This is a genomic window from Pseudomonas sp. S32 (assembly GCF_016648095.1).
GTDB classification, from domain to species: Bacteria; Pseudomonadota; Gammaproteobacteria; order Pseudomonadales; family Pseudomonadaceae; genus Aquipseudomonas; species Aquipseudomonas parafulva.
In genome coordinates this window covers 41446-67853 of sequence record NZ_JACVVF010000004.1, presented here as the reverse complement: position 1 = coordinate 67853, position 26408 = coordinate 41446, and the positions used below count along the sequence as shown (strand labels likewise).

Annotated in this window: 27 protein-coding genes; 5 read left to right on the top strand and 22 right to left on the bottom strand. The window is 64.1% G+C overall.

Annotation, left to right across the window (positions count from 1 at the left end; genetic code table 11):
• Positions 1-4: 4 nt before the first annotated feature.
• Positions 5-1102, bottom strand: a complete 1098-nt coding sequence (locus tag IAE38_RS03365) for an efflux RND transporter periplasmic adaptor subunit (protein ID WP_201215886.1) — start codon at positions 1100-1102, stop codon at positions 5-7.
• A gap of 160 nt (positions 1103-1262) precedes the next feature.
• Here IAE38_RS03365 and IAE38_RS03360 point away from each other — a divergent pair, with 160 nt between their 5' ends.
• The gene (locus IAE38_RS03360; protein WP_201215883.1) at positions 1263-1910 is read left to right on the top strand and encodes a TetR/AcrR family transcriptional regulator; all 648 of its coding nucleotides are present in this window, start codon (positions 1263-1265) and stop codon (positions 1908-1910) included.
• Between the two features lie 22 nt (positions 1911-1932).
• On the opposite strand, the gene IAE38_RS03355 is transcribed toward IAE38_RS03360, so the two are convergent.
• The gene (locus tag IAE38_RS03355; RefSeq protein WP_201211018.1) at positions 1933-2709 is read right to left on the bottom strand and encodes a class I SAM-dependent methyltransferase; all 777 of its coding nucleotides are present in this window, start codon (positions 2707-2709) and stop codon (positions 1933-1935) included.
• 104 nt (positions 2710-2813) lie between these two features.
• On the opposite strand from IAE38_RS03355, the gene IAE38_RS03350 reads away from it, so the two are divergent.
• Positions 2814-3434, top strand: coding sequence for an energy transducer TonB (locus IAE38_RS03350; RefSeq protein WP_201215881.1), 621 nt, complete (start codon positions 2814-2816; stop codon positions 3432-3434).
• A 2-nt stretch (positions 3435-3436) separates the two neighbouring features.
• Here the strand turns inward: IAE38_RS03350 and IAE38_RS03345 are convergent, their stop codons facing one another.
• The 7 genes from IAE38_RS03345 to ppc all read right to left on the bottom strand — a co-directional run bounded on the left by IAE38_RS03345 (position 3437) and on the right by ppc (position 10584).
• Positions 3437-4126, bottom strand: a complete 690-nt coding sequence (locus tag IAE38_RS03345; RefSeq protein ID WP_201215879.1) for an extensin-like domain-containing protein — start codon at positions 4124-4126, stop codon at positions 3437-3439.
• Positions 4126-4956 (bottom strand): isocitrate lyase/PEP mutase family protein, encoded by an 831-nt coding sequence (locus IAE38_RS03340; RefSeq protein ID WP_201215877.1) that lies wholly within the window; start codon positions 4954-4956, stop codon positions 4126-4128. Before IAE38_RS03340 ends, IAE38_RS03345 begins: the two co-directional genes overlap by 1 nt.
• Before the next feature lie 25 nt (positions 4957-4981).
• On the bottom strand, positions 4982-5851 hold the full coding sequence (locus IAE38_RS03335; protein ID WP_201161835.1) for a DUF72 domain-containing protein: 870 nt from the start codon (positions 5849-5851) through the stop codon (positions 4982-4984).
• Between the two features lie 3 nt (positions 5852-5854).
• Positions 5855-6136, bottom strand: coding sequence for a hypothetical protein (locus IAE38_RS03330; protein ID WP_028634885.1), 282 nt, complete (start codon positions 6134-6136; stop codon positions 5855-5857).
• Between the two features lie 129 nt (positions 6137-6265).
• Positions 6266-6940, bottom strand: coding sequence for a tRNA (adenosine(37)-N6)-threonylcarbamoyltransferase complex dimerization subunit type 1 TsaB (tsaB, locus tag IAE38_RS03325; protein WP_201215875.1), 675 nt, complete (start codon positions 6938-6940; stop codon positions 6266-6268).
• A gap of 108 nt (positions 6941-7048) precedes the next feature.
• A complete protein-coding gene (adk, locus tag IAE38_RS03320; RefSeq protein WP_201161837.1) occupies positions 7049-7699 on the bottom strand; it encodes an adenylate kinase in 651 nt (216 codons plus the stop codon).
• A 257-nt stretch (positions 7700-7956) separates the two neighbouring features.
• Positions 7957-10584 (bottom strand): phosphoenolpyruvate carboxylase, encoded by a 2628-nt coding sequence (gene ppc, locus IAE38_RS03315; protein ID WP_201215872.1) that lies wholly within the window; start codon positions 10582-10584, stop codon positions 7957-7959.
• A gap of 199 nt (positions 10585-10783) precedes the next feature.
• On the opposite strand from ppc, the gene IAE38_RS03310 reads away from it, so the two are divergent.
• From IAE38_RS03310 to IAE38_RS03300, 3 genes are all read left to right on the top strand, one after another.
• Positions 10784-11125 carry a pilin assembly protein gene (locus IAE38_RS03310; RefSeq protein ID WP_201215870.1) on the top strand — a complete coding sequence of 114 codons (342 nt, stop codon included), beginning with the start codon at positions 10784-10786 and terminating at the stop codon, positions 11123-11125.
• Positions 11126-11394: 269 nt separating this feature from the next.
• Entirely contained in the window at positions 11395-11808 is a 414-nt protein-coding gene (locus IAE38_RS03305; protein ID WP_201161840.1) for a DUF4398 domain-containing protein, read from the top strand.
• A gap of 50 nt (positions 11809-11858) precedes the next feature.
• Complete coding sequence (locus IAE38_RS03300) at positions 11859-12641, top strand: OmpA family protein (RefSeq protein WP_028634879.1); 783 nt, start codon at positions 11859-11861, stop codon at positions 12639-12641.
• Positions 12642-12781: 140 nt separating this feature from the next.
• Here IAE38_RS03300 and IAE38_RS03295 read toward each other — a convergent pair whose 3' ends face one another.
• The 13 genes from IAE38_RS03295 to IAE38_RS03235 form a co-directional block, all read right to left on the bottom strand.
• Complete coding sequence (locus IAE38_RS03295) at positions 12782-13108, bottom strand: hypothetical protein (RefSeq protein WP_028634878.1); 327 nt, start codon at positions 13106-13108, stop codon at positions 12782-12784.
• Complete coding sequence (locus IAE38_RS03290) at positions 13105-14028, bottom strand: alpha/beta hydrolase (RefSeq protein WP_028634877.1); 924 nt, start codon at positions 14026-14028, stop codon at positions 13105-13107. Before IAE38_RS03290 ends, IAE38_RS03295 begins: the two co-directional genes overlap by 4 nt.
• The gene (locus tag IAE38_RS03285; protein ID WP_201215868.1) at positions 14000-15277 is read right to left on the bottom strand and encodes a flavohemoglobin expression-modulating QEGLA motif protein; all 1278 of its coding nucleotides are present in this window, start codon (positions 15275-15277) and stop codon (positions 14000-14002) included. Before IAE38_RS03285 ends, IAE38_RS03290 begins: the two co-directional genes overlap by 29 nt.
• A gap of 79 nt (positions 15278-15356) precedes the next feature.
• A complete protein-coding gene (locus IAE38_RS03280) occupies positions 15357-15905 on the bottom strand; it encodes a hypothetical protein (protein ID WP_201215866.1) in 549 nt (182 codons plus the stop codon).
• A gap of 28 nt (positions 15906-15933) precedes the next feature.
• The gene (locus IAE38_RS03275; protein WP_028634874.1) at positions 15934-16638 is read right to left on the bottom strand and encodes a TetR/AcrR family transcriptional regulator; all 705 of its coding nucleotides are present in this window, start codon (positions 16636-16638) and stop codon (positions 15934-15936) included.
• A 141-nt stretch (positions 16639-16779) separates the two neighbouring features.
• Complete coding sequence (lysS, locus tag IAE38_RS03270; protein WP_028634873.1) at positions 16780-18282, bottom strand: lysine--tRNA ligase; 1503 nt, start codon at positions 18280-18282, stop codon at positions 16780-16782.
• 93 nt (positions 18283-18375) lie between these two features.
• Positions 18376-19471, bottom strand: a protein-coding gene (gene prfB, locus IAE38_RS03265; RefSeq protein WP_154660095.1) for a peptide chain release factor 2 whose coding sequence is annotated in 2 segments (ribosomal slippage) — positions 18376-19398 and positions 19400-19471 — 1095 coding nt in all. Because the reading frame shifts where the segments join, the coding sequence is not laid out codon by codon here.
• 151 nt (positions 19472-19622) lie between these two features.
• Positions 19623-20627 (bottom strand): Wsp signal transduction system regulator diguanylate cyclase WspR, encoded by a 1005-nt coding sequence (gene wspR, locus IAE38_RS03260; protein WP_028634871.1) that lies wholly within the window; start codon positions 20625-20627, stop codon positions 19623-19625.
• Positions 20628-20678: 51 nt separating this feature from the next.
• A complete protein-coding gene (wspF, locus tag IAE38_RS03255) occupies positions 20679-21692 on the bottom strand; it encodes a Wsp signal transduction system protein-glutamate methylesterase WspF (protein ID WP_028634870.1) in 1014 nt (337 codons plus the stop codon).
• Complete coding sequence (locus IAE38_RS03250) at positions 21689-23977, bottom strand: hybrid sensor histidine kinase/response regulator (RefSeq protein ID WP_201215863.1); 2289 nt, start codon at positions 23975-23977, stop codon at positions 21689-21691. The genes wspF and IAE38_RS03250 overlap by 4 nt, the downstream gene beginning before the upstream one ends.
• On the bottom strand, positions 23974-24639 hold the full coding sequence (locus tag IAE38_RS03245) for a chemotaxis protein CheW (protein ID WP_201215861.1): 666 nt from the start codon (positions 24637-24639) through the stop codon (positions 23974-23976). The genes IAE38_RS03250 and IAE38_RS03245 overlap by 4 nt, the downstream gene beginning before the upstream one ends.
• Complete coding sequence (locus IAE38_RS03240; protein ID WP_201215859.1) at positions 24636-25901, bottom strand: CheR family methyltransferase; 1266 nt, start codon at positions 25899-25901, stop codon at positions 24636-24638. The genes IAE38_RS03245 and IAE38_RS03240 overlap by 4 nt, the downstream gene beginning before the upstream one ends.
• Positions 25898-26404: a chemotaxis protein CheW gene (locus IAE38_RS03235; RefSeq protein ID WP_201215857.1), complete on the bottom strand. Its 507-nt coding sequence runs from the start codon at positions 26402-26404 to the stop codon at positions 25898-25900. The genes IAE38_RS03240 and IAE38_RS03235 overlap by 4 nt, the downstream gene beginning before the upstream one ends.
• Between the last annotated feature and the right edge of the window lie 4 nt (positions 26405-26408).

Below are 26408 nucleotides of genomic sequence, written 5' to 3'. Positions count from 1 at the left end.
GGACTTACTCCTTGACCGTCAGGTTCACAACCCGGTTATTACGGTCCACCGGGCGGACCTGCTGGCCCTCGCGCAGTACATGACCACCCGCTGCCACCACCCAGTCACCCGCCGCAAGCCCCGCCAGTACCGGCACGCTTTCTGACCCGTAGGGCCCCAGCTGCACCACGGCGCGCTCCAGCCGGCTTTCACTGTTCACCCGCCAGACGTAGGCCTGGCCGTTTTCCGCGGTAACGGCCGACAGCGGCACCGACAACGGCACTTGCCCCGGGTGGGCGATGAACACCCTGGCGCTCTGGCCCAGCTCGGCGGGCACGGCAGCGGAGGTGAACGCGATGCGCGCGGCGAAGGTTCGCGAGCGGGCATCGGCCGAAGGCGACAGCTCCCGGATGCGCCCAGCAAAGCGCAGGCCGGGGTTCGACCACAGCTCCACGCTGACCGGCTGGCCCACCTTCAGCCGGGCGAACTGCTGCTCAGGCAGGGCGATGGCCACTTCACGCTCACCGTCAGCGGCCAGGGTGAAGACGGTCTGGCCTGCAGCGACCACCTGGCCAACTTCCACCTGACGCCGGGCCACAACCCCCGCCTGGGGGGCGCGCAGCACGGCGTAGTCCGCCTGGTTGCCGGCCACATCGACCTCGGCCTTGGCCTGCTTGAGGCGGGCAAGGCCGGCGCGGTAAAGGTTTTCCGCATTGTCGTATTGGGAATGGCTGATCATCTGCCGGTCCAGCAATTTCTGATAACGGTCACGCTCGGTGCGCACCAGCGCCAGGTTGGCTTCGGCCCCGGCTAATTGGGCACGGTTGGCTTCCAGTTGCAGGCGTACGTCTTGGGGGTCGAGCTCGGCCAGCGGCTGGTCGGCCTTGACCCGCTGCCCCTCCTCCACCAGTCGGCGGCTGACCTTGCCGCCGATGCGAAAGGCCAGCGCAGGCTCCAGCCGGGCCCTGACTTCGCCAGGGTAGCTGTCGGCTGCCGCTTCAGCCGGCTGCGGCTGGGTGACCAGTGCCGGGCGCACTGCGGGTGGCGGGGCGGGTTCCTGGCTGCACGCGGCAAGCAGCAGCAAGGCAACGGGCATGGCGAGGGGGATGGCATGGCGCAGCATCTGGAATCCTTTCGCGGCGTGCAGGATCGAATATTTGTACTGGCGAGTATATTAAATCAGCGGATGTACACCGGGAAGAGTCAGGGAGGTTTTTTTGAACGAATGGGATGAGTGGGCTGTCGGCCCCTCAGACGTATTAAGATAGGCAACTTTTCAGTAGATGCAGACCACCATGTCCAATGACGCACCCAGCGGCCCAGGTCGCCCCAAGGACCTGGCCAAGCGCGAGGCGATCCTCGAGGCGGCCAAGGCGCTGTTCCTCAGCCTTGGTTACGCCAGCACCAGCATGGATGCGGTGGCTGCGGCAGCAGGCGTTTCGAAGCTTACCGTCTATAGCCATTTCACCGACAAGCAGACCTTGTTCACGTCCGCCGTTATGGCTACCTGCCAGGTACAACTGCCCGACCAGTTGTTTGACTACCCCGAGGGCGCACGTGTAGACGATGTGCTACTGACGATCGGCCGCGGCTTCCAGGCGCTGATCAGCAGTGACGAAGCGGTCAAACTCAGCCGCCTGATCGTGGCCCAAGGCAGCCTGGACCCGAGCTTTGGCCAGTATTTCTATGAGGCCGGGCCCAAACGGGTATTGGCGGAGATGGAAGCGCTGCTGCGGCGCATACACGAACGCGGGTTGCTGCACATCGACAACCCCATGCATGCAGCAGAACACTTCTTTTGCCTGATCAAAGGTGCGCCGGATTACCGATTACTGCTGGGCTGCTCAGGCCCCTTGGATACTGATGAGGCCGAGGCACATGTACGCGGGGTGGTGGGCTTGTTCCTGCGGGCGTATCGGCCTGAAAGCTGACGCGAGCCCCCCCCTGTCATAGTCAGGCCTTCAAGGCCTTTCTTGGATAAATATCATACCGGCTGGACTTGCCCTCAAGGCTGTGGCTTGGTTTTGGCCCCTCAATGATGGGCGCCTTGCGCGGCCTCTTCACTACCACCCGGTGGCTGGCCAGCGCCAAGGCGGCTTCAAGCAGGGCCGGGGCGTCCAGGTCGTCACCAACCAATGGCCGGAACACGCGCATTTCCTTCTTCACCAGCGCGCTCTTGTCGCGGTGCGGGAACATGGGGTCGAGGTAGATCACCTGTGGCGGCTCGCCTTCCCAGCCGCGCATGCGCTCGATGGCGTTGCCCGTCAGCAGGCGCATGCGCGCTACAATCGGCCCCACCTCTTCATCCCGCTGCGCCCGCGCCAGACCATCTTCCAGTAACGCGGCGATCAGTGGCTGGCGCTCGATCAGGGTCATCCGGCAGCCCAGGCTGGCCAGCACGAACGCATCCTTGCCCAGGCCGGCAGTGGCATCCAGTACCTGCGGCCGTATGCCCTGGGCAATGCCTACGGCCTTGGCGATCATCTGCCCGTTGCCGCCGCCGAACTGGCGCCGGTGCGCGGCCTGGCCCTCGACAAAGTCAACCCGCACCGGGCCGGGCGCGTGGGGTCCCAACTGCTGAATCTGCAAACCATCGGCCCCGACCTGCACCGCAAATTCGGCCTCGTCCTGCTGCAGCGGCAGGCCCAGGCGCTCGGCCCACACCTGGGCCTGCTCGGCGTATTCGCCAGCCATTGCCTCGACCCTGATCACCACACCTTGCTCTTGCATCGTCCACACCTGAAAAAACCAACGCTACCCTTAATGAACCGGCCACCACGGCCGATACAGGCAATATCCCGCTATTCTGCCAGAGCACAACGCGCGCGGCTGCCATGTCAGAAACTCTTCCCATCGGCTTGACCTATTTGTCGCCCGTCGGCAACTACAGTCAGCACAACACCCAGGCACTCGGGGGCGTCAGCCACCTGTGGCAGGATTTCTTTGCCCGGGCCATGGCCGAACAGCAAGCGCTGCCGGTTGATGGCTTCAGCCAGGCGCTGGAACAGCACGACGAGGACAGTGGAGAACCTGTGGGGGGTGCCCGTGCCCTGGCCCTGATCGATGCCCAGCGCGCCTGCCCGGTGCTAGACACTGTCGTGGCACCGCCAGAGCCGTTGTTCCTGCCCAAGGCCGAACTGGAAGCCAAGCTGTTGCCACCTGCACCCGAGCCCTACAGCGCTATCGACCTGATCGAGCAGCAGCGCCAGCTGGACATGGACAACAGCTGGTTGCGCCCGGTGGTCATGAGCCAGGGCCACCCTGTTGCCGAGCCCGGCCCGGGGCCTGCACCACGCCCGCTGTTCCTGCCTATCGCCGAATTCGAAACGCATCTGCTGGACCCGGCGCCCGAGCCCTACGACGAATCCACCCTGGCGATTCAGCAGAGCGACCTGGCGTTCGATATCCACTGGGCGCGCCCTGTGGTGCTCAACAACGTTCGCGCCCACGCCTGAGGCTAGCGGCAGATCTGCCAGCGGCCCATGTCTACATGGAAATGATTACGGTGCGCCGCGTTGTACTCCGGGCCCAGCACCGTGCTGAACTGCTCACAGGCAGCCTGTTGCACCTCGCGCAAGAACGCTGCCTTCTGCCCGCCCGCCTGCCAGTCACGGGCCAGCACGATGCGCTGGCCATCCTGCAGGCGAAAGCCGCTGATATCGAAGGCGTTAGCCGTGGCATGCTGGCTCAGCCTGCCTTCCTTGCGGTGGTAAACGTTACGGCAGGCAAAGCTGCCCAAGTGGTCGACCTGCGCCACGGGTTGGCCCAGTACCCGCTGCGCGACCGGCTGCAAGCCATGGCGCTCGAACAGCGCATAAGCCACTGCCAAAGGGCATGTGGCCAGAAAGCTGCTGCTCAGCCGTGCTTCCCCACCCTCGATACGCCAAACGTTGCGCAAGGGGCAGTTGGCCGACGCGGGGCTGTCGGCCTGGGCACGGTAGCGCAACTGGCTGGTTTCCAGCGCCTGGCGGCACAGTACCGGGTCATCGCGCAGGCGCGACAGTTTGTAGGGAGTCAGCAAATTAGGCGGCTGGCGCACATCCAGCGGTGCCAAAGGGTTCCACTGGGCCGGCAGGCGCCAGCCCAGTTGCCAGGCCAGGGCTGCCAGCAATAGCCCACCGGCCAGCAACCCCAGCAACAGGCGCATCAGCGGCGGAACAGGTCGTTGAGCTGTTCGAACGGCAACGCGTGTTCGCCGTAGCTGAACGTGCCCTGCTCACGAATCTCCAGCGCTGCGCGGTGCAAGGCCCCGAAGGCCGCCCGGGCCATGGACGAGCCTACGCTGATGCGGCGCACCCCCAGGTCCTGCAACTGGTTGACGCTCAGCGACACGCCGCTCATGCCCATCAGCACGTTGACAGGCCGCGGCGCCAAGGCCTGCACTACCGCTCGTATTTCCTCGGCGGTACGCAGGCCCGGGGCATAGAGCACATCGGCCCCGGCCTCGGCATAGGCTTGCAGGCGCAGGATGGTGTCATCCAGGTCTTGGCGCCCGTGCAGCAGGTTTTCAGCACGGGCACACAGGGTGAACGGGAACGGCAAGCCGCGGGCCACCTGAACAGCAGCGCGCACCCGCTCCACCGCCAGCCCCATGTCGTAGATGGGCGACGCCTGCTGGCCACTGGCATCCTCGATGGAACCCCCCACCAAGCCGGCCTCGGCGGCACGCTGGATGGCCATGGCACAGGCTTCGGGCAGGTCACCGAAGCCGTTCTCCAGGTCGGCAGCCACCGGCAACGGGGTGGCATCAACGATCTCGCCGGCGTTATCCAGCACCTCATCCAGGCCAAGCGCCCCCTCTGCGTCGGGCCGCCCAAGGCTGAAGGCCAGGCCTGCACTGGTGGTGGCCAGCGCCTCGAAACCCAGGCTTGCCAACAGCCTGGCCGAGCCTGCGTCCCAGGGGTTGGGCATGACGAAGGCGCCATCGCGCTCATGCAGGGCCTTGAAGGCTTCGGCTCGCAGGGTTTGCACATCCATGGTTACACTCCGGCAGTCAGAAAGGTCAGAGTAGACCCAGTTGTTCGACCTCAGGGGCGCGTGGCAATTCCGGCAGTGCCGCCAGCCCCGGCAGGCGCTGCATCAGCCGTTGATGAAAACGCTGCGCCAGCGCCGCCGCCAGGCGGTTGTCCGAGGTGTGCAGGAAGATGTATGGGCTGCGCCCTTCTTCGATCCAGGCGCCAACCTTTTCCACCCACGGCGTCAGGAAGGGCTCATTGGCCTCCAGTTGCGGGTGGCCGATGAAGCGCACCTGGGGATGCTGGCTGAAGGCTGCCGGGCGCGGCGGTACCTTGGGCTTCTTGGCCTGGGCATGCAGAACCGCGGGGTCGCGGGAGGTGCAGCTGAACAAGGCTCGCGGGTCCAGGCATACGCGCTCCACGCCGCAGGCATGCAGCAACCGGTTGAGCGCGCGTTCTTCCTCGCCTTTCGCGAAAAACGCGGGGTGGCGCACCTCCACCGCCACGGGCACACCGATCTGCTGCAGAAACTGGTCCAGTTCCGCCAGCCGCGCTGGGCCGAAGGACGCCTGCAACTGCAGCCAGTACGGTGCAACGCGACGCCCCAGCGGGGCCATCAGGCGGGTGAAGTCGAACGCAGGCTCCAGCTGATCACGCAGGTCACCCTCGTGGCTGATGTCCCGTGGGAACTTGGCTGTGAAACGGAAATGTTCTGGCATCACCTGGGCCCAACGGGCAACAGTCGCGGGCGCAGGCCTGGCATAGAACGTGGTGTTGCCCTCAACGGCGTTGAATACCTGGCTGTACAGGCCGAGCATCTCGTTGCTGCTGGCATCGGCAGGGTACAGGTACTCACGCCAGGCGCTTTCGCTCCACGACGGGCAACCCAGGTAGTAAGGCAGTGGGGACGGAATCATCCGTCAAATGTACAGGTCCAGCCCCAGCACTTCCATGTCCCAATCGGTGAAACCGGCAGTACTCAGGTAGCTGGCCAGCGCCGTGGCGGTGCGCCTGTCACGGGCGCGGGGGAATACCATGTCCTGCTGGCGGGCAGGCAATGCAGAACGACGGCGGGGGGTGGGCTCTTGGGCAAGTTGCTCCTCAACCACTTCCGCATCATCCACGGATGCTTCGCGCACCCCAGCCTTGCGCGGCGGGCGCTTGATTGGGTAGGACTGCGAGGAGAAACCGTCGATACGCATGGGAGAGCACTCAGGGCCAGTGATGGCAATCTAGCATCATCGGGCACCTGTTACTAATGCCCGATTGATAACTTGACCACATTTCGAGCAAAGAGTTATAGCGCTATCGGTAATAACCGACGAGTAGCATCAGGCCTTCTTGGGCGTCGCCACATTGTCGCGCAGGTACACCGGTTGCGCCTGGTCAGCTGCAATGGCCTCCCCACGCGCCCAGGCGAAGCTGGCCAGGCTCAGCACGTCTTGCGCACTGGGCAAGGCAGTGGCGTTGCTGGCCTGCACGGGTACAGCCAGCCGGTCGGCATAACCCCACCCGGTACCGGCGCCAAACCATTGGCCGGTGCTGCCCTCAGGCAATGCTACCTGCTCGGGCGGCAACACCGCTTCGGCGCCCACTAGGCGCATTTCACCTGCGGTGGCCTGGTAGCAGCCCCAGTACACTTCATCCATGCGCGCGTCGATGGCGGCCGCCACCTGTTGCGCGCCCTGCTCGCGCAGGGCCCCCTGGGCAAGGGCAGCGAGGTTGGACACCGGCAGCACCGGGCGCTCGAGTGCGAAGGCCAGGCCCTGCACCACGCCGATGGCAATGCGCACACCGGTAAAGGCACCCGGACCACGGCCAAAGGCGATGGCATCCAGCGCGCTAAGCGCCACCCCGGACTCGGCCAGCAGCTGCTTGATCATCGGCAGCAGCTTTTGCGCGTGCATGCGGGGGATGACTTCGTAGTGGCTGGTTACCTTGCCGTCATGCAGCAGCGCAACGGAACAGGCTTCGGTGGCGGTATCCAGGGCCAACAGGGTGGTCATCGAACGGGTATCCAGGTGCTTGGGAGAACGCAGCAGTATAAAGCAGCGGCAATAGGCGGGGGAACGTTATGGTGAGGGTGGGCGCACGGGGCGCCCAACCTGACCGGCTCAGCTCAGCGCGGTCAGCACCTTGGCAGTGATTGCCTCGACCGAACCTACGCCCTCAATGTGGCTGTACTTCGGCTTGCCGGCGTTTTCCTGGGACAGCTTCTGGTAGAACTCCACCAGCGGCTTGGTCTGGCTGTGGTAGACCGACAGACGATGGCGCACCGTCTCTTCCTTGTCGTCGTCGCGCTGGATCAGGTCCTCGCCCGTCACATCGTCCTTGCCTTCCACTTTCGGCGGGTTGTACTGGATGTGATAGGTGCGGCCCGACGCCAGGTGCACACGGCGGCCAGCCATGCGGCCAACGATCTCTTCGTCATCCACGGCGATTTCGACTACGGCGTCGATGGCCACGCCGGCTTTGACCATGGCCTCGGCCTGCGGGATGGTGCGCGGGAAGCCGTCGAACAGGCAGCCGTTGGCGCAGTCAGGCTGGGCGATGCGCTCCTTGACCAGGTTGATGATCAGTTCATCGGACACCAGTTGGCCCGCATCCATGACTTTTTTCAGTTCCAGGCCCAGTGGGGTGCCCGCCTTGACGGCGGCACGCAGCATGTCACCGGTGGAAATCTGCGGAATACCGAACTTTTCGGTGATGAACTTTGCCTGAGTACCTTTACCGGCCCCGGGAGCTCCCAGCAGAATTACGCGCATCTTGTGCTCCTCAAATTTTTTTATGGAATTCAATGGATTCGGCGACCAGGGCCAAGTCCGGAAATATCGGTATGGCCATAAAGCGGCCAGAGGGCTGCTCAAGATACACAGCGCCCGGCAGCCAGACAAGCGTCCCAAAGTTGCAGGAATGCGCCACTTGAGGCCAACCCTGCAGGCGGTTGCGCCCGTCGCAACCCGGCTGCCAGCACCCGCGCACAAGGTGCAGCAATGTGCGCGTGGGCAATCCCCCTACAGCCTCAACCGGTGTTGCGCAGCCCCGCTGCAATCCCCGCCACTGTAACCAGCAAGGCCTGCTCCAACGGGCTGTCCAGCGCGGCTTCGCGGGCGCGCGAGCGCGCCAGCAGCTCGGCCTGCAGCCGGTGCAGCGGGTCCAGGTAGGTGTTGCGCAGGCTGATGAATTCGAGGGTTTCCGGGCTGTGTGCCAGTAGCACCGGCTGCCCGGTCAGGGCCAGTACCACCTGGCACGACTGCGACAATAGGTCGCGCAAATGTGCACCTAAAGGAAGCAATTCAGGTTGCACCAGACGTTCGTCGTAGGCCTCGGCGATCTGCGCATCGGCCTTGGCCAGCACCATCTCGAGCATGTCGATGCGGGTGCGGAAAAACGGCCATTGCTCACGCATCTGCGCCAGCATCGCTCCTTGTCCGCTGGCCAGCGCATTGTTCAGGGCGGTTTCCCAGCCCAGCCATGCCGGCAGCATCAGGCGTGTCTGGGTCCACCCGAAAATCCACGGAATGGCCCGCAGGCTTTCGATACCGCCGGCGCGGCGTTTGGCCGGGCGGCTGCCCAGCGGCAGGCGGCCCAGCTCCTGCTCTGGGGTGGACTGACGGAAATACTCGACGAAGTCCGGCGTCTCGCGGACCACTGCGCGGTAGGCCTTGACGCCGTCGGCGGCCAATTGGTCCATCACCTCGCGCCAGGCGGGTTGCGGCGGCGGCGGAGGCAGCAGGGTCGCCTCCAGCACCGCGGCCAGGTACAGGTTGAGGTTCTGCTCGGCGATGCCCGGCAGGCCGAATTTGAAACGGATCATCTCCCCTTGCTCGGTAGTACGGAACCGGCCGGCGACCGAGCCAGGCGGCTGCGACAGGATGGCGGCGTGTGCAGGGCCACCACCGCGCCCTACCGTGCCGCCTCGGCCATGGAACAGCAGCAGCTCAACCTCATGCTCGGCGCAGATGCGCACCAGGCTTTCCTGGGCGCGGTACTGCGCCCAGGCGGCGGCCGTGGTGCCAGCATCCTTGGCTGAATCGGAATAACCGATCATCACTTCCTGTGGGCCGTGCAGGCTGTCACGGTAACTGGGCAGCCCCAGCAGGCGCTGCATCACCGGGCCGGCGTTGTCCAGGTCCGCCAGGGTTTCGAACAGCGGCACCACACGCATTGGGCGGGTCAGGCCGGCTTCCTTGAGCAGCAGTTGCACGGCCAGCACATCAGAGGCTGCGCCAGCCATCGAGATCACGTAAGACCCCAGCGAAGCGCCTGGCGCGGCTGCGATCTCCCGGCAAGTGGCAAGCACTTCGGCGGTGTCATCCTCTGGCGTGAAATGCCCGGGCAGCAACGGCCGGCGATTTTTCAGTTCATCCTGCAGGAAGCTAATGCGCTGCTCTTCGTCCCAGTCCGCATAACGCCCAAGGCCGAGATACTCAGTGATTTCACTCAAGGCATCGCGGTGGCGGGCAGCGTCCTGACGCACGTCCAGGCGTACCAGGAACAGACCAAAGGTAACGGCCCGGCGCAGGCAATCCAGCAGCGGGCCATCGGCAATCACCCCCATGCCGCATTCGTTCAGGGAGTCGTAGCACAGTTGCAAGGGCGCAATGAGGTCACGGTTATCAACCAGTACCTCGGCGCCGGGCGGTTGGCTGCCCGTAAGAGCAGCATGTGCCCAGGCGCGCGTGGCCCGCAGGCGGTCGCGCAGTTGCTTGAGCAGTGCACGGTAAGGTTCAGCGCTGTCCCCGACACGCTCGCGCAAGGCATTGCTGGCCTGCTGCATGGACAACTGCGCTGCCAGCGCGTCGATGTCGCGCAAGAACAGGTCGGCGGCCATCCAGCGGGCCAGTAGCAGCACTTCGCGGGTAACCGCTGCAGTGACATTGGGGTTGCCATCTCGGTCACCGCCCATCCACGACGCAAAGCGGATTGGCGCGGCGTCGAGCGGCAGGCGCAGGCCAGTGGCATCGTGCAAGGCCTTGTCAACCTTGCGCAGGTGACTGGGAATTGCCTGCCAGAGCGAATGCTCGATGACGGCAAAGCCCCACTTCGCTTCATCGACCGGTGTAGGGCGTGTGCGGCGGATTTCTTCGGTGTGCCAGGCCTCGGCAATCAGCCGGCGCAGCCGTTCACGCACCTGTTCGGCCTCCTGAGGGGTCAGGTCACGGTGGTCTTGAGCAGCCAGTTGCCCGGCAATGGCGTCGTATTTCTGGATGAGGGTGCGGCGCGCCACCTCGGTAGGGTGCGCGGTCAGCACCAGCTGGATATCCAGCGCAGCAACCTCGTCGGCCAAGGCCTGGTTGCCATGGCCAGCGTGTTTCAGACGGGCCAGCAACTCTGGCAGCACCCTCGCCTCGAAGGGTTCGGGCTGGTCGCCAGCACGACGGCGGATCAGCTGGTACTGCTCGGCCATGTTGGCCAGGTTCAGAAACTGGTTGAAGGCCCTGGCAACCGGCAGCAGGTCATCCTCTGCCAGATCACCGAGGGTTGAACTGAGCTGTTCGCCCGCGCTGCGGCGATCAGCCTTAGCGCTGTGACGAATGGCTTCGATCTTCTGCAAAAACGCTTCGCCATGCTGCTGGCGAATGGTCTCACCCAGCAGTTCGCCCAGCACATGGACATCTTCACGCAAACGCACATCGATATCGGTCATTGGCCCTCTCTGTGGCGCAGCTCAGGCGCCTTGCATCCCTGGTAAGGCTTCGCGCACTGCCGGTGACGGCCGTGGTTGCATCAAGAGTGCCTACAGCCAGGGCGCAAAGGCAAGCCACCTTCGGCCAAAGCAAACTAAAGTGAAGCCCCGACACTCCCATGCACTGCATGCCTTTTAACAGGCGTTACCAGAGGCCACCATGAAAATACGTGAACTCGCCCAGCACTGGGAACAGAATGCCGCCGGCGCCCTCAGCCGCACAGAACATGTGTTGCACCTGGACCTGGAGTCCGAAGCGCGTCTGGCCGCATTGATCGACATGTACCCCAAACGCACCGCCGAGGAACTGCTCGGCGAACTGGTGGCTGCGGCCCTTGAGGAACTGGAAGCCAGTTTCCCTTACGTGCAGGGCCACCAGGTGATCGCCACCGATGAGGAAGGCGACCCCCTCTATGAGGACGTGGGCCCTACCCCCAGGTTTCTGGCGCTCTCACGCCATCATCTGCACACCCGCGCCAAACCTGGCGACGGCGAACAATGACGCAGCCCCTTGTACCGGAAATTGGCGAGCGCACCCGCCTAGGCGGGACTTGCCCGCGCCTGGGCGCTGACCAACCAGTCAGAAATTGTTGGCCAACCTAGGGAGATTTTTCTGAACTATTCGAAAAATGTTCCAGTCGGAGCCAATAGCCATCACGCTAAAACCCTGCACACCGGTACTTGTGCGTCATTCAGCTGAAGCGTACGGAAACGGTTGGGGGGGATGAGCGATGGACTGCTACGGACATCGTCATTATCAGGAGTGATCCAATGGAGCTGACCACCATGAAAACCCGCACTTTCAAACCGTCATCCTCTCACGTGCGCGGGTTCAAGCTGGCCGCGCTGGCCCTGGGCAGTAGCCTGGTCCTGGCCGGCTGTGCAGGCAACCCGCCAACCGAGCAGTACGCGGTAACCCAGTCCGCCGTGAACTCTGCCGTGAGCGCAGGGGGCACCGAGTACGCTGCTGTTGAAATGAAAGCAGCACAGGACAAGTTCAAGCAGGCCGAAATCGCCATGCATGACAAGAAGTACGACGAAGCCAAGCGTCTGGCCGAGCAGGCCGAATGGGACGCTCGCCTCGCCGAACGCAAGGCCCAGGCGGCCAAGGCCCAGAAGGCCGTGCAGGATGCCCGTCAGGGCGTTCAGGACGTACGTGAGGAAGGCCTGCGCAGCGCTCAGTGAGCCCTGCCCCGCCAACCCTAGCCTTCGTATTCGATCAAAGGATGAACACTATGCGCAAACACGTCATGATTCCCGCTCTTCTGGCCCTCAGCGTTGGTCTGGCAGCCTGCTCCCACGACCCGAACGCCAACCTGGAAGCGGCACGCACCAACTTCTCATCGCTGCAGAGCGATCCGCAAGCCAGCAAAGTGGCAGCCCTTGAAACCAAGGATGCCCAGGACTGGCTGAACAAGGCCGACAAGGCCTACATGGACCGTGAAGACGACAAGAAGGTCGACCAGCTGGCCTACCTGACCAACCAGCGCGTCGAAGTGGCCAAGCAGACCATCGCCCTGCGCACCGCAGAAGGTGACCTGAAAAACGCCGCTGCCCAGCGCGCCCAGGCCAAACTGGACGCCCGTGACGCCCAGATCGCCAAGCTGCAGCAGAGCCTGAACGCCAAGCAAACCGACCGTGGCACCCTGGTGACCTTCGGCGACGTGCTGTTCGACTTCAACAAGGCCGAGCTGAAAAGCAACGCTTACCCGAACATCACCAAGCTGGCCCAGTTCCTTCAGGAAAACCCTGAGCGCAAAGTGATCGTAGAGGGCTATACCGACAGCGTCGGTTCGGCCAACTACAACCAGTCGCTGTCCGAGCGCCGCGCTGGCAGCGTGCGCATGGCGCTGGTTCGCGCAGGCGTAGACCCGGCTCGCATCGTGTCGCAGGGCTATGGCAAGGAATACCCGGTAGCGGATAACTCCAGCAACTCCGGCCGTGCCCAGAACCGTCGCGTGGAAGTCACCATCTCCAACGACAACCAGCCGGTAGCACCGCGCTCGTCGATGCGCTAACACGCGCTCGGCTGCAATACATTGAGCCGCTTTGCGGCTCTTCGCGGGCAAGCCCGCTCCTACAGTGATTACACAATCCTGTGAGAGCGGGCTTTCCTGCGAATGGCTGCAGCGCAGCCTAGGTAAATTTCAATTCAGGCTTATTGCACCTGCTGAGGCGTCTCTTCGCCCATGCACCTCACCGCGCGTTTGCGGTTATCGACCAGCACGCCCGTCAGGCCCTTCTGCTGGGTATCGAACAGCACCAGCACGCCATCTACGCACTGCGCTACCTGCAACGCCGGCTCCAGGGAGACCTTGTAGTCTTCGCCGGGTACGGTCTTGAGCATGGTGAAATCCTGCAGCAACAAGGCATCCTGCGGTTTGGCAAAGTGCAGGTAACCGTAGTACCACAAGGCCCCAACCGTCACGATGATCGTGCCAACGCCGGTAAGGATCAGCGGTATGGCGTTGCGTTCTTCACTCATTGCGGGGCCTTCTCGTCAGGGGAATTCGGTAGCTCGGCCAGCCGCCTCAGGCTGCTGAAGTGGCTGGGGTCATCCAGAAAACGCAGCATCACTTCGCGCCAGGTGGGGTCTGCGAACGTTTGCACGTGCCCGCCCCGGGTCAGCTGCAACACCCGCGGTGGCGGCGCGTGCTGGTACAGGCGGATCACATTGTCCATCGGCACCAGGTCATCGTCGATGCTGTGGAAGAACAGCTTGGGCGGGCTGGTCAGCTGCTCGATGGCGTTGATCGCGCTGTCGCTGTCCGGCACCAGCCACGACAATGGCACCTGCAACGGCCAGGTCATCCAGGACGTGCTCAACGCGTAGCGGCCCACCGCGCGGTAGCTCGCCGGCACGCCATCGAACACCAGTGCACTGAAGCGTTGGCGCTGTTCGGGGTGCGCGGCCAGGTAGTGAATGGCCATGGCGCCGCCAAGGCTCTGGCCGAGCAGCACCAACGGCTTGCCCTTGACCTCCGGCGCCTGGTCGAGCCAGGCCATGGCAGCAGCGATGTCCTGGTACACCTCGGGCAACCGCGGCTTGCCTTCCGACAAGCCGTAACCGCGGTAGTCGATCAGCAACACCTGGTAACCCTGCTCCGGCAGCCAGTAACTGCCCCCCAGGTGCCCGGGCAGGTTGCCGCCGTTGCCGTGCAGGTGCAGCACCGTGCCTTTGACCGGCACACCCGCTTTGGCAGGCAGCCACCAACCGTGCAACCGCACACCGTCGGCCGCAACCAGCGTGACATCCTGGTACGCAAGCTTGGCACGCTCCGGGGTGAATGCCTGGCCACGCTCGGGATAGAACAGCAGGCTGCTGCAGCCGTTCAGGGCCAGCATGGCGATGACCACGGCAAGCAGGCGGCGCACGCTACAGAATGTTGGCGTAGTCGGTTTCAATACGGTCCAGGCTCAGGTGGTTGAGGAAGTTGGAAAAGCACATCCAGGCCGACAACGCGTTAAGGTCGCGGAATTGCTCCGGCAGGTACTTGGGAGGTTCCACCAGGCCTTCCTCCACCAGCTGACGCAAGGTGCGCATGTCTTCGAGGGTAGTCTTGCCGCAGAACAGCAACGGGATCTGTTCCAGCTTGCCCTTCTTCACGGCCAACTGAATGTAGTTGTAAACCATGATGAAGCCTTTGAGGTAGGACAAGTCCTTGGTGAATGGCAGCCCATCCGGCACCGAGCCACGGAACACCCGGCTGGCGTTGCTGTAGCTCTGCGCCATGTCGAAGCCCTGCTCATTGAAGAAGCGGTACACCTGCATGAAGTCGGCGCCCTCCTCAACCATATGGATGGCCCGGGTGCGGTTGGTGAGCTTGCGCAGGCGGCTGGGGTAGGATGCGAAAGCAATCACCTCCATCAAAATGGCCAGGCCCTCCTGGGTCACCGTCGAAGAAGGCGGGCCCTTGGCCAGGAAGGTGCAGATGGGCTGGTTCAGGCCGTTGAGCGTTGTGCCCACATGCACCAGCCCCTCATGCACTTCCAGCGCCCGCACGTCACGGGCATTGAACATGGCGTCGGCACGCACCTTGATGTAGTCGGCGCCCGCTGCGGCGTCGGCGACGATGCCATCGGACTCGAATACCCGGATGGTGCTCTCGGCCTCACCAAACACGGTGTTCAAGCGCCGCTGCAAAATGGCCACGGCTTCCTTGGCGGTCAGGTTCTTGGGTTCGTCCTTGAGGTCGCCACGGCCATCGATGTTGTTCAGGTAGTCCGAGAGCATCAGGCCGAGGTCGGCCAGGGTCGGGTCGCCGGCGTGGAACACATCGGACGCCGCGCCGTACAACTCCTGGGAAATCAGCCCGAAGTCCTCGGTGCCACGGGCTTCGAGCATCCGCACCACCATGCGGTACTCGCGGCACATGCGCTTCATGATCTGCCCTACCGGGCTGAACTGGCCGAGCTGACGGATGATGTCACGCTCAATGGCCTGGAACTCTGCCTTGACCGCGCTAGAATCAAAGCCCAGCGGCCGCGCGTGGTAGTAGGCACGGTCAACGGCTGGGGGCTCCTTGCCCTTGGCTTCGAAGAACCCCTGGCGGATGCCGTCGTCCCACTTCACCGCATCCAGCACCCGGATGGGGGTTTGTGCCGCGACGATGCGGTCGGACAGGGTACGTATGGTTTGTTGGTATTCGTCCAACGGGTACTCCTTCTGCGGGGCCGGGGGGGGGACACTGCTGGCAGGTGCGCGAGGCCTTAGCCGCGAAGAGGGCAACGCCTCACTTGCCGGATCGCTGGAACCGCGCGGCTTCCACGAACAGGTCGGAATTGGCGGGGTCCTCCAGGTAGGCAAGCACACGGGCCGGCGGGCTGTCGACCAGCACACCCTCGCCATTATCCTGCGGCACCTCGGTGCTGTGGCCGCTCAGCTCCTTACTGTCCACGGCCTGCTGAACCTGCTGGAGGTCCAGGTCATAGACCACCAATTGTTTGCCATCGACGATATCGAAGCCGCCGATGACGAAGTTGCCGCCCAGCTTGTGCGGCACTCGGGCTGACAGGTACCAGCGGTTACCATGGCGCGACACGGTAAAGATGTACTCCTCGGGGGCCTTGCCCTTGGCCGTGGCCACCGCCTTGTAGGCATCCGCACCGCTGCGGCTGATCACCAGTTGCAATGGCTCACCCCAGGCATCCTTGCTTTGCCACTTGCCCAGCAGCCCTTTGGGCGCCGCCTGGTTACCAGGCAAAGGCTGTGGGAATGTCACCAGACAACCGCCCAGCATCAGGAATGACAGCGTCAACAGCACCACACGCCAGGCTTTCATCAGGTTCTCCTTGAGTGACGACCCATGCTCAGGCCGATGCCAGCACCAGTTGCAGGTATCGGGTAAGCATAGCGAGCATCTGCCCATCGGCTTGCGCATCTGCGCCCTTGAGCAGGCCCTGATATTCCATCTGCTCGATAATCGCCGTCAACATCTGCGCATCCTGTTCGGGCTGGCGCGAGCCAACAACTTGCAGCAGTTGCCGCGTTCCGTGCAGCAGGATCTGCTCGTGGGCGCGCACCAGCGCGGCCAGCCGGGGGCACAGCAGCGCCTCTTGGCGAAACCCCTGCTCAGCCATGAGAAAGTCACGCCGGTTGAGCAACTGGCGCTGCACGTAGTCAGCGGTCATGGCTGCCACTTCATTGGCCAGCCGGGCGCGTGCCTGCGGGCTGCCATCACCCTGGGCGAGCAACTGGCGCAGCACCACTTCGGTGTTGGCCCACAGCTTGGCCATGTAGGCGGCGCTGCGCTCGACATACTGGGCGAAAGAGTCGGCGAGCAGGTCTTCGATGTCCTTGAAATAGTAGGTCGTGGCCGACAGGGGCACACCGGCTTCTGCGGCGACGGCGCGATGACGCACGCCGCGCACGCCATCGCGCACCACGATGCGCATGGCAGCGTCGAGGATGCGCTGACGGCGCTGTTCGCTGCCCAGGCGGGCAGTTTTGCGTCCTTGGTATTGCACGCTCTCGGCGACGGCGGTGGCGATGCCGGCGGCGCCCTGGTCAGGCATGGCAGGTGTCACGGGATAACCTCGGGAACTGGGGTGTCGCAGACAATACCAAATGTTCGGTGGGAACATGCCGTTGGCTCGTCATAGAACGCAAATGGGGCCGCAAAGCGGCCCCAAATGACGTACCTGTGTGCAGCAGACTCAGCCCTGCGGGCGCATGTGCGGGAACAGGATCACGTCACGAATCGACGGCGAATTGGTCAGCAGCATCACCAGGCGGTCGATACCGATGCCCTCACCTGCAGTCGGCGGCATGCCGTACTCCAGCGCGCGTACGAAGTCAGCATCGTAGTGCATGGCTTCGTCGTCACCGGCGTCCTTTTCCGCCACCTGGGCCAGGAAGCGCTCGGCCTGGTCTTCGGCGTCGTTCAGCTCGGAGTAGGCGTTGGCAATCTCGCGGCCACCAATGAACAGCTCGAAGCGGTCGGTAACAGCGGGGTTCTGGTCGTTGCGGCGTGCCAGCGGCGACACCTCGAACGGGTATTCGGTGATGAAGTGCGGCTGCTCCAGCTTGTGCTCAACCAACTCCTCGAAAATCATGACCTGCAATTTGCCCAGGCCTTCGTGGCCCAGCACTTTGGCACCCGCCTTCTTGGCGATGTCACGGGCGCGGTCCACGTCCTGCAAGTCTGCTGCAGTCAGCTCAGGGTTGTACTTGAGGATCGAGTCGAACACCGACAAGCGAACGAATGGCTCACCGAAGTGGAACACCTTGTCGCCGTACGGCACATCGGTACTGCCCAGAACCAGCTGCGCAAGCTCGCGGAACAGCTCTTCGGTGAGGTCCATGTTGTCGCGGTAGTCGGCATAGGCCTGGTAGAACTCGAGCATGGTGAACTCGGGGTTGTGCCGGGTCGAGACGCCTTCGTTGCGGAAGTTGCGGTTGATCTCGAAGACCTTCTCGAAGCCACCCACCACCAGGCGTTTGAGGTACAGCTCCGGCGCGATGCGCAGGAACATGGCCATGTCCAGGGCATTGTGGTGGGTTTCGAACGGCTTGGCGGCGGCACCGCCGGGGATGGTCTGCAGCATCGGCGTTTCCACCTCGAGGAAGTCACGCTCGATGAGGAACTTGCGAATGTGCGAGATCACCTGGGAACGCACACGGAAGGTGTGGCGGGTTTCCTCGTTGACCATCAAGTCGACATAGCGCTGGCGGTAGCGCTGCTCGGTGTCGGTGAGGCCGTGGTGCTTGTCTGGCAGCGGGCGCAGCGACTTGGTCAGCAGGCGCACGTTGGTCATTTCGACGTACAGGTCACCTTTGCCCGAGCGGGCCAGGGTACCCTCGGCGCTGATGATGTCGCCCAGGTCCCAGGTCTTGACCGCCGCCAGGGTTTCCTCAGGCAGGGTCTTGCGGTTGACGTAGACCTGGATACGGCCGGTCATGTCCTGGATAACCATGAACGAGCCGCGGTTGAGCATGATACGGCCAGCTACCTTGACCGGGATCGCGGCTGCTTCCAGCTCTTCCTTGGTCTTGTCCACGTACTGCTTCTGCAGGTCGTTGCAGTAGCTGTCGCGACGGAAGTCGTTGGGGAAGGCGTTGCCTTTGGCGCGCTCCGCGGCAAGTTTTTCCTTGCGCAGGGCGATCAGGGCGTTTTCTTCCTGTTGCAGGTCTTGCGATTCGGTCTTCAGGTCGCTCATGTCGTCAGTCTTTCCATCAGGTATTCGTTGCCCTTGTCGGGCAGGGCACGCGACCCCGGCCAGTGGCCGGGTATCGCGGCGGTGGTGTTCGGCTTACAGCCCCTGCTTGAGGCTGGCTTCGAGGTACTGGTCGAGGTCGCCATCGAGCACCTTCTGGCAGTCGCTGCGCTCGACACCGGTGCGCAAGTCCTTGATACGCGAGTCGTCCAGCACGTAGGAGCGGATCTGGTGCCCCCAGCCGATGTCCGACTTGCTGTCCTCGAGTGCTTGCGAGGCGGCGTTGCGCTTCTGCATCTCCAGCTCGTACAACTTGGCCCGCAGCATTTTCATGGCGGTGTCCTTGTTGGCGTGCTGGGAGCGTTCGTTCTGGCAGGCCACCACGGTATTGGTTGGCACGTGGGTGATACGCACCGCCGAGTCGGTGGTGTTCACGTGCTGCCCGCCGGCGCCGGACGAGCGATAGGTGTCGACACGCAGGTCGGCCGGGTTGATTTCGATTTCAACCTTGTCGTCGATTTCCGGGGACACGAACACGGCCGAGAACGACGTATGGCGACGGGCGCCGGAGTCGAACGGGCTTTTGCGCACCAGGCGGTGCACGCCGATTTCGGTACGCAACCAGCCAAACGCGTATTCGCCCTTGATATGCACGGTGGCGCCCTTGATGCCCGCCACTTCACCTTCGGACAGCTCGATGATGGTGGCGTCGAACCCGCGCTTGTCGGCCCAGCGCAGGTACATGCGCAGCAGGATGTTGGCCCAGTCCTGCGCCTCGGTACCGCCAGAACCGGCCTGGATGTCGAGGTAGGCGTTGTTCATGTCCATCTCGCCGCTGAACATGCGACGGAACTCAAGTTGCGCCAGGGATTCCTCCAGGGCCTGCAGCTCGGTCTCGACATCGCTCACGGCGCCTTCGTCACCCTCCTCGACGGCCATGTCGAGCAAGTCCTTGCAGTCGGACAACCCGTTGGCCATCTTGTCCAGGGTTTCCACCACCTGGGCCAGCATGGCACGTTCGCGGCCCAAGGCTTGCGCGTACTCGGGTTTGTTCCAGACGTTGGGGTCTTCCAGCTCGCGGTTGACTTCGATCAGGCGGTCATGCTTGTGATCGTAGTCAAAGATACCCCCGAATGGACTGGGAACGCTCGGTGAGGTCCTTGATGGTGTTCAGGATCGGTTGGATTTCCATGGGCGGGCTACTCGTGCGAATTCGGTGAAAAGCCTGCGAGTATAACCGAGTATGCGGTTTGCCGTAACGGGGTAGCGGTGGTGGGCCAGGCGCCGCGGTTGCGGCGCATCGCGCGTCTGCTTGCGCCTACCGGGGGGGCAGGCGCGCTGATTCAGGCGATACCTACCTGGTTGCGGCCGCCGTTCTTGGCCTGGTACAGGCCTTTGTCGGCGGCAGATATCAGCTGCCGGCAATGGCTGCCGATGGCCGGTACCTGGGTAGCCAGGCCCACGCTTACGGTCAGGTGCGAGCCGGCCTCGGGTGCGGTGTGGGGGATGCCCAGGGCCAGCACCGTCTGGCGCAGTTTCTCGGCAACCAGCCGTGCGCCGCCCGGTGAGGTGTTGGGCAGCACCAGCGCAAATTCCTCGCCGCCATAGCGGGCCGGCAGGTCGCTGGGGCGCGACGACGAACTGCGAATGGCTTCGGCCACCCGGCGCAAGGCCTCGTCACCTGCCAGGTGGCCGAAGCTGTCGTTGAAGGCCTTGAAATAGTCCACGTCGATCATCAGCAGCGACAGCTGTTGCTGCTCGCGCATGGCCCGGCGCCACTCCAGCTCAAGGTACTCATCGAAGTGCCGGCGATTGGACAGCCCGGTCAAACCGTCGGAGTTCATCAGCCGCTGCAGCATCAAGTTCGAATCCAGCAGCTGCTGCTGGCTGACACGCAAGGCACGGTAGGCTTCGTCACGCTGAAGCAGCGTGAGGTAGGAGCGCGAGTGGTAGCGAATACGCGCCACCAGCTCGATGGTGTCTGGCAGCTTGACCAGGTAATCGTTTGCGCCTGCGGCAAATGCAGCACTCTTGACCAACGGGTCTTCCTTGGTCGACAGGACGATGATCGGAATGTCCTGGGTGGCCGGGTTGCTACGGTACTCGCGGACCAGCGTCAACCCGTCCAGGCCAGGCATGATCAGGTCCTGCAGAATCACCGTGGGCTTGATCCGCATCGCCTGCAACACTGCCTGGTGCGGGTCGGCACAGAAATGGAAGTCGATATTGTCCTCGTTGGCCAACCCCCGCCGCACGGCCTCGCCGATCATTGCCTGATCGTCCACCAACAGCACCATCGCCGAATTCTCGTCGGTGCTCGCGAAACCTTCGATCGGTAAATCATTCATGCCTGTTCACCCGATCACTGCCGGCCTGGCGGCGTGATTCAATACACTTCGTCATTTTGCGAAAACTTCCATCAAGCGCCCGGCGATGCGTTCGAGCGGGCGGATTTCCACTGCGGCATCAATTGCCGCAGCAGCCTTGGGCATGCCATAGACCGCACTGCTTGCCTGGTCCTGGGCGATGGTCAGAAACCCTTGCTGGCGCATCATTTTCAAACCTTGCGCACCGTCGCGCCCCATACCTGTGAGCAGTACCCCCACCGCATCCCCAGACCAGTAACGCGCCACGCTCTCGAAGAACACGTCGATGGAAGGGCGATAGATTTCATTCACCGGCTCGGCAGTGTAGGCCAGTTGGCCGTTCTGGAGCAGGCGCAGATGATGGTTCGTGCCGGCCAACAGCACTTCACCGGGCTGCGGTGGCTCGCCTTCGCGTGCCAGCCGCACGTGCAGCCCGGCCGCGCTGCTGAGCCATTCGGCCATGCCTGCAGCAAACACCTGGTCCACGTGCTGAACCAGCACGATGGCGGCCGGAAACGCCGGCGGCAAGCCCTTGAGCAGCACCTCGAGGGCAGCCGGCCCACCGGCTGAGGAGCCAATGGCCACCAGGCCGCGGCGCTGGGACACTTCCCGTAGCGGTGCGGCCACGTGCCGCGGTGCAGGCGGGCGCTGCTGGCCGATCAGCCAACTGATGTTGAGGATCTTGCGTAACAGCGGTGCTGCCGCCTCTCGCGCGTCCCCAGCGCCAAGCGCTGGCGTGTCCACCACATCCAGCGCGCCGTGGCCCATGGCCTCGAACACCCGGTGCACATTCTGTTTACGGTCGACCGTGACGATGACGATGGCGCAGGGGGTGTCGGCCATGATCCGCCGGGTTGCCTCCACGCCATCCATCACCGGCATGATCAGGTCCATCAGGATCAGGTCGGGAAGGCGCTCGGCACAGTGCTGAACAGCTTCGGCACCGTTGCTGGCCACCCAGACCACTTCGTGGGCAGGCTCCAGGGCGATCGCCCGGCGCAAGGCCTCAACGGCCAGGGGCATGTCATTGACGATGGCGATCTTCATCCCTGAGCACCTCCAATCAGCTCGACCACAGCATCCAGCAACGCATCGTCGTGGAAACTGGCCTTAGCCAAATAGTAGTCGGCCCCGGCATCCAGACCACGCCGTCGGTCTTCCTCGCGGTCCTTGTACGACACCACCATCACCGGCAACGACTGCAGGCGCTGGTCACGCCGCACCAAGGTGACCAGCTCGATACCGTCCATGCGCGGCATGTCGATATCGGTGATCAGCAGGTCGAAGTCGTCGCCGCGCAGCGCATTCCAGCCGTCCATGCCGTCCACTGCCACGTCGACATCATAGCCACGGTTGCCCAGCAGCTTGCGCTGCAGCTCGCGCACGGTCAGCGAATCGTCCACCACCAGAATACGCTTGCGAGCCACCCCTGCCGCCCCGCCGCTACCGCGTTCGACCCGTTCGAGGCTGCCGGTGCTCAGCAGCTTGTCCACGGAGCGTAACAAGTCTTCCACGTCCACGATGAGCACCACTGAACCATCGTCCAGCAGAGCGCCCGAAGAAATGTCCTGTACCTTGCCCAGGCGCGGGTCCAGCGGCATTACCACCAGCACCCGCTCGCCAATCAGGCGCTCCACCGCCACCCCGTAGAGCTGTTCACGCTCGCGGATCACCACCACGCGCAGGCTGCCTTGGTCGGCCTGGGCCGGCGGGCGGTTGAGCAACTGGCTGGCCGCGACCAGGCCAACATGTCGGCCTTCGTGCCAGAAATGCTGCCGGCCCTCGATCTGCACGATCTCCTCGGCGGTCACTTCCAGCGCATGCTCGATGTGGGCCAGCGGGAAGGCGTACGCCTCGCCGCCTACCTCTACCACCAGGCTGCGTACGACCGACAAGGTCTGGGGCACCTGCAGGTGGAAACGACAGCCCTGCCCCGCAGTCTGGGTCAGCTCGATGGCGCCACGCAGCTCACGTACCATATGCTGCACGGCGTCCAGCCCGACGCCGCGGCCAGACACTTCCGTGACTTTGTCACGCAGGCTGAAGCCGGGCAGGAACAGGAACGTGAGCAGTTCCTCGTCGCTCATGCGCAGCACGGTTTCAACCGGTGACAAGGCCCGCTCGACGATACTGGTACGCAGGCGGTCCAGGTCGATGCCGGCACCGTCGTCCAGCAGTTCCAGGCTGAGCATGCCGGCATGGTGTGAGGCGCGCAGGCGAATCAAACCTTCCTCGGGCTTGCCCAGCAGCAGGCGGCGTTCGGGCGATTCAATGCCGTGGTCCACGGCATTGCGCAGCAAGTGGGTCAGCGGTGCCTCGAGCTTTTCCAGCACATCGCGGTCAACCTGGGTTTTATCGCCCTCCACCACCAGACGCACCGGCTTGCCGAGCGAGCGGCCCAGGTCGCGGACCATGCGGCTCTGGCCGGCCAGCACATCGGCAAACGGGCGCATGCGGCAGGCCAGGGCGTTGTCGTACAGCAGTTGCGCGCGCTGGCTGGCCTGCCAGCCGAACTCATCCAGGTCCGCTGCCTGCTCGCGCAGGGTCTGCTGGGTTTCGCCCAGCACGCGTTGGGTCTGCGCCAGGGCGTCGAGTACCTCGCTGCCCAGGCCGCTGGCTTCCAGTTGCAGGCGCAGGCCGTCGAGGGCCTGCATGCCCTGGCCATGCAGGCGCTTGAGGCGTTGCAGGGTGGCCAGGTAAGGCTTGAGCCGCTGGGTTTCCACCAGCGACTTGCTGGACAGATCAAGCAGGCTGTTGAGCCGGTCGGCGGTTACCCGCAGCACCCGCTCTGCGCCCTCACCTTCACGCCGCCCGGCTTTGCGCCGCGGGGCGACTTCGGGCAGCGGCGGTTCCATGGCCACAGCCAGTGGCGCAGACGATGGCTCAGGCGATGGCTCAGGTGGCGGCGTAACCGGTGCAACCGCCCCCACCGGCAGCGCAGCCCCCGGGTCCAGCAACGCGGCCATCTGCGCCAGGAAGCCCGGTACGCTGCCCTGCGCCCCGGCATCGCCAGGCGTGGCGATGCGCATCAGCAGGTCAGTGCCCTGCAGCAAGGCGTCGATATGCTCGGCGGTAAGGCGCAAGCGGCCCTCTTGGGCAGCGACCAGGCAATCCTCCATCACGTGGGCAACGCTGACGCCGGCATCCACCCCGACGATACGCGCCGCGCCCTTCAGGGAGTGGGCAGCGCGCATGCAGGCTTCGAGCTGGTCAGCCTGGGTGGGGTTGCGTTCCAGGGCCATCAGGCCAGCGCTCAGCACCTGCGTCTGGGCATCGGCCTCCAGGCTGAACAGTTCGAGCAACGATGCATCGCGCATTTGCTCTGGGGTCATGACAGGCTCCGCTGCACGGCAGACAGTAATTGTTGTTCGTCCAGCACACGCACACTGCGCCCCCGCCACTGCAGTACCGCAGCCGTGAAGCGTACTGCGTCCTGGGCGCTGCCCAGCAGGCCAGGGTCGAGCCGGTGAATGCCGTCGATCTCTTCGACGGCCATCACCACCGGCCCACCGTCTGCCGCCAGCGTCAGCATGCGCGGGGTAGCCCGGCTACCGCGCTGCTCACCCGCACCCGCCGATGCCCCCAGCAACTCGGCCAGTGACAGGCAAGGCACCAGGGCACCACGCACGTTGGCCACCCCCAACAGCACCCGTGAACGCTGATGGGGCAGCGAGTGAATGGCTTGCAGGGGCGCAACTTCAGCCAGGCAGGCGGTGGGCAATGCCAGCCATTCATCGCCCAGGCGAAACAGCAGCATGGACCGGCCGGCGCAGTCTTCAGCAGGGGCAGGCTGGGCAGCCTCACGGTCTTGCACCAGTGCGTAGCGGTCCAGCAAGCGTGTGGCCGCAGCAGCGTGCACTTCGCAGTTGCGGCAGTGAATGTGCCGCTGCAGCAGCGGGCACTGCTTGTTACCGTGCACACCAATGCGGTTCCAGCAATCATCAATGGTGACATCGGTTTCAGCGAGCAGGCTGATCGAGGACTCGTTGTTCATTGGCCAGGCTCCCGACCCGCACGCACGGCGCGGTCCTGCAGGCGCCTGGCGCCGGCCAGGTCACCCTGGGCGGCCAGCAGCGCGGCCAGGTGCACCAAGGCCTCTGGGTGCTGGGGTTGCAGGTACAGGGCCTTGCGATAATGCGTCAGGGCTTGCGGCGCATCGCCCTCGGTGTCACTGAGCAGCCCCAGCCAGTAATACACCTGTGCGCTTGGGGCGAACTGACGCAGGTAACGCTGGCATTCGCTGCGGGCCTGCTGGCTCTCGCCGGCATTGGCGCAGCGGGCGATATTGGCCAGCAACTCGCGTTCGGTACCTGTACTGGCTTCGCCCTGAGGGGAGCGTGCCGGCGCGCCAGCGACGGCTGCACGCAGCGGGCGAGGCAGGGGCGTCGAGGGGATACGAGGAGGCACGGGAACGCTCCGCGCGCTTTTTCCATCAGCGACGGACGGCAGCGCCGGGAGGGTTTCCTCCTGGCGCACGTAAGCAAAGGACTGAGGTATGCCCAAGGGGCGCATGCCCATGCGCGCCAGCAGGCTGCCTTCGGCGGGGCCGATGAACAGCACGCCCTGGGGGTGCAGCAGGCGCTTGAGGGTTTCGAATACCCGCTGCTGGGTCGGCACGTCGAAGTAGATCAGCAGGTTGCGGCAGAAAACAAAGTCGTACAGCCCGTCGCGGCTGGCCAACGCGGGGTCCAGCACATTGCCTACCTGCAGGCTTACCCGCTGGCGCACGCGTTCGTGCAGGCGGTGGCCATCCTCCAGGGCTTCGAAGTGTCGCTCGCGAAAGCCCAGGTTATTGCCCCGGAAGGCATTGCGCCCATAGGTCGCCTGATTGGCTTTGGTCACCGAAATAGGGCTGATGTCCATGCCGTCGATCAAAAATGACGGCGGCGCCATACCGGCATCGATCAGCGCCATTGCCAGCGAGTAGGGTTCTTCACCCGTTGAACACGGCAGGCTCAGCAACCGCAGGGGCCGTGCCCCGGCGAGTTCGGCCAGGCGTTTATGGGCCAGGCTGGCCAGGGCGGTGAAAGAGTCCGGATAACGGAAAAACCAGGTTTCCGGCACGATCACCGCTTCGATCAGCGCCTGTTGCTCGTCGTGCGACTGCTGCAAGCGCAGCCAGTAGTCATCCAGCCCATTGGCCTGCAGTGCACTGCACCGTTGGCGCAGGGCTCGCTCAACCATCGGCGCCCCCACCGAGTCCACGTCCAGGCCAATACGTTCGCGCAGGAAGTTGAAGAAGTGTTGCTCGTTCATGTCGACGCCCCGCTTGGCTCATCCACGTACAGCAACTGATGCACGGCCTCAGGCAGCAGATCACCGACCTCGATGCGCTGCAGCATGCCCTGGTCATCCTGGCGGACCGGGCCCAGGTAGGGCGCCGGCGCATTGTGTACGCCATAGGGCTTGAACTCGCCAGGGTGGCAACGCAAGGTTTCGGTAGCGTGTTCGAGCACCAGGCCAAGCTGCAGGCCGGCACGGTAGTGCACCAGTACCAGGCGGGTGCTGGTGCGCTGCACGGCAGGCCGGCCGATGCACAGGGCGGTCAGGTCGACCACCGGCACCAGCCGCCCCCGGTGGGCAAGAATGCCGGCAACCCAGGCTGGCGCGTGCAGCACCGGTTTGAGCGGCAGACGCGGCAATACCTCGACCACTTCATGCACGTTCAGGGCAAAGCGCTGGTCATCGATGTGAAACAGTAAATACAACGAGCCCTTGTCGTGGTCCGCCTGCGCCGCGCGCGGTTGCATGTCGATCATCGCG

Excerpts from the sequence above, each read along its gene's own strand:
- IAE38_RS03365 (WP_201215886.1), bottom strand. The coding sequence starts at position 1,102 with ATGCTGCGCCATGCCATCCCCCTCGCCATGCCCGTTGCCTTGCTGCTG.
- IAE38_RS03360 (WP_201215883.1), top strand. The coding sequence starts at position 1,263 with ATGCAGACCACCATGTCCAATGACGCACCCAGCGGCCCAGGTCGCCCC.
- IAE38_RS03355 (WP_201211018.1), bottom strand. The coding sequence starts at position 2,709 with ATGCAAGAGCAAGGTGTGGTGATCAGGGTCGAGGCAATGGCTGGCGAA.
- IAE38_RS03350 (WP_201215881.1), top strand. The coding sequence starts at position 2,814 with ATGTCAGAAACTCTTCCCATCGGCTTGACCTATTTGTCGCCCGTCGGC.
- IAE38_RS03345 (WP_201215879.1), bottom strand. The coding sequence starts at position 4,126 with ATGCGCCTGTTGCTGGGGTTGCTGGCCGGTGGGCTATTGCTGGCAGCC.
- IAE38_RS03340 (WP_201215877.1), bottom strand. The coding sequence starts at position 4,956 with ATGGATGTGCAAACCCTGCGAGCCGAAGCCTTCAAGGCCCTGCATGAG.
- IAE38_RS03335 (WP_201161835.1), bottom strand. The coding sequence starts at position 5,851 with ATGATTCCGTCCCCACTGCCTTACTACCTGGGTTGCCCGTCGTGGAGC.
- IAE38_RS03330 (WP_028634885.1), bottom strand. The coding sequence starts at position 6,136 with ATGCGTATCGACGGTTTCTCCTCGCAGTCCTACCCAATCAAGCGCCCG.
- tsaB (WP_201215875.1), bottom strand. The coding sequence starts at position 6,940 with ATGACCACCCTGTTGGCCCTGGATACCGCCACCGAAGCCTGTTCCGTT.
- adk (WP_201161837.1), bottom strand. The coding sequence starts at position 7,699 with ATGCGCGTAATTCTGCTGGGAGCTCCCGGGGCCGGTAAAGGTACTCAG.
- ppc (WP_201215872.1), bottom strand. The coding sequence starts at position 10,584 with ATGACCGATATCGATGTGCGTTTGCGTGAAGATGTCCATGTGCTGGGC.
- IAE38_RS03310 (WP_201215870.1), top strand. The coding sequence starts at position 10,784 with ATGAAAATACGTGAACTCGCCCAGCACTGGGAACAGAATGCCGCCGGC.
- IAE38_RS03305 (WP_201161840.1), top strand. The coding sequence starts at position 11,395 with ATGGAGCTGACCACCATGAAAACCCGCACTTTCAAACCGTCATCCTCT.
- IAE38_RS03300 (WP_028634879.1), top strand. The coding sequence starts at position 11,859 with ATGCGCAAACACGTCATGATTCCCGCTCTTCTGGCCCTCAGCGTTGGT.
- IAE38_RS03295 (WP_028634878.1), bottom strand. The coding sequence starts at position 13,108 with ATGAGTGAAGAACGCAACGCCATACCGCTGATCCTTACCGGCGTTGGC.
- IAE38_RS03280 (WP_201215866.1), bottom strand. The coding sequence starts at position 15,905 with ATGAAAGCCTGGCGTGTGGTGCTGTTGACGCTGTCATTCCTGATGCTG.
- IAE38_RS03275 (WP_028634874.1), bottom strand. The coding sequence starts at position 16,638 with ATGCCTGACCAGGGCGCCGCCGGCATCGCCACCGCCGTCGCCGAGAGC.
- lysS (WP_028634873.1), bottom strand. The coding sequence starts at position 18,282 with ATGAGCGACCTGAAGACCGAATCGCAAGACCTGCAACAGGAAGAAAAC.
- wspR (WP_028634871.1), bottom strand. The coding sequence starts at position 20,627 with ATGAATGATTTACCGATCGAAGGTTTCGCGAGCACCGACGAGAATTCG.
- wspF (WP_028634870.1), bottom strand. The coding sequence starts at position 21,692 with ATGAAGATCGCCATCGTCAATGACATGCCCCTGGCCGTTGAGGCCTTG.
- IAE38_RS03250 (WP_201215863.1), bottom strand. The coding sequence starts at position 23,977 with ATGACCCCAGAGCAAATGCGCGATGCATCGTTGCTCGAACTGTTCAGC.
- IAE38_RS03245 (WP_201215861.1), bottom strand. The coding sequence starts at position 24,639 with ATGAACAACGAGTCCTCGATCAGCCTGCTCGCTGAAACCGATGTCACC.
- IAE38_RS03240 (WP_201215859.1), bottom strand. The coding sequence starts at position 25,901 with ATGAACGAGCAACACTTCTTCAACTTCCTGCGCGAACGTATTGGCCTG.
- IAE38_RS03235 (WP_201215857.1), bottom strand. The coding sequence starts at position 26,404 with ATGATCGACATGCAACCGCGCGCGGCGCAGGCGGACCACGACAAGGGC.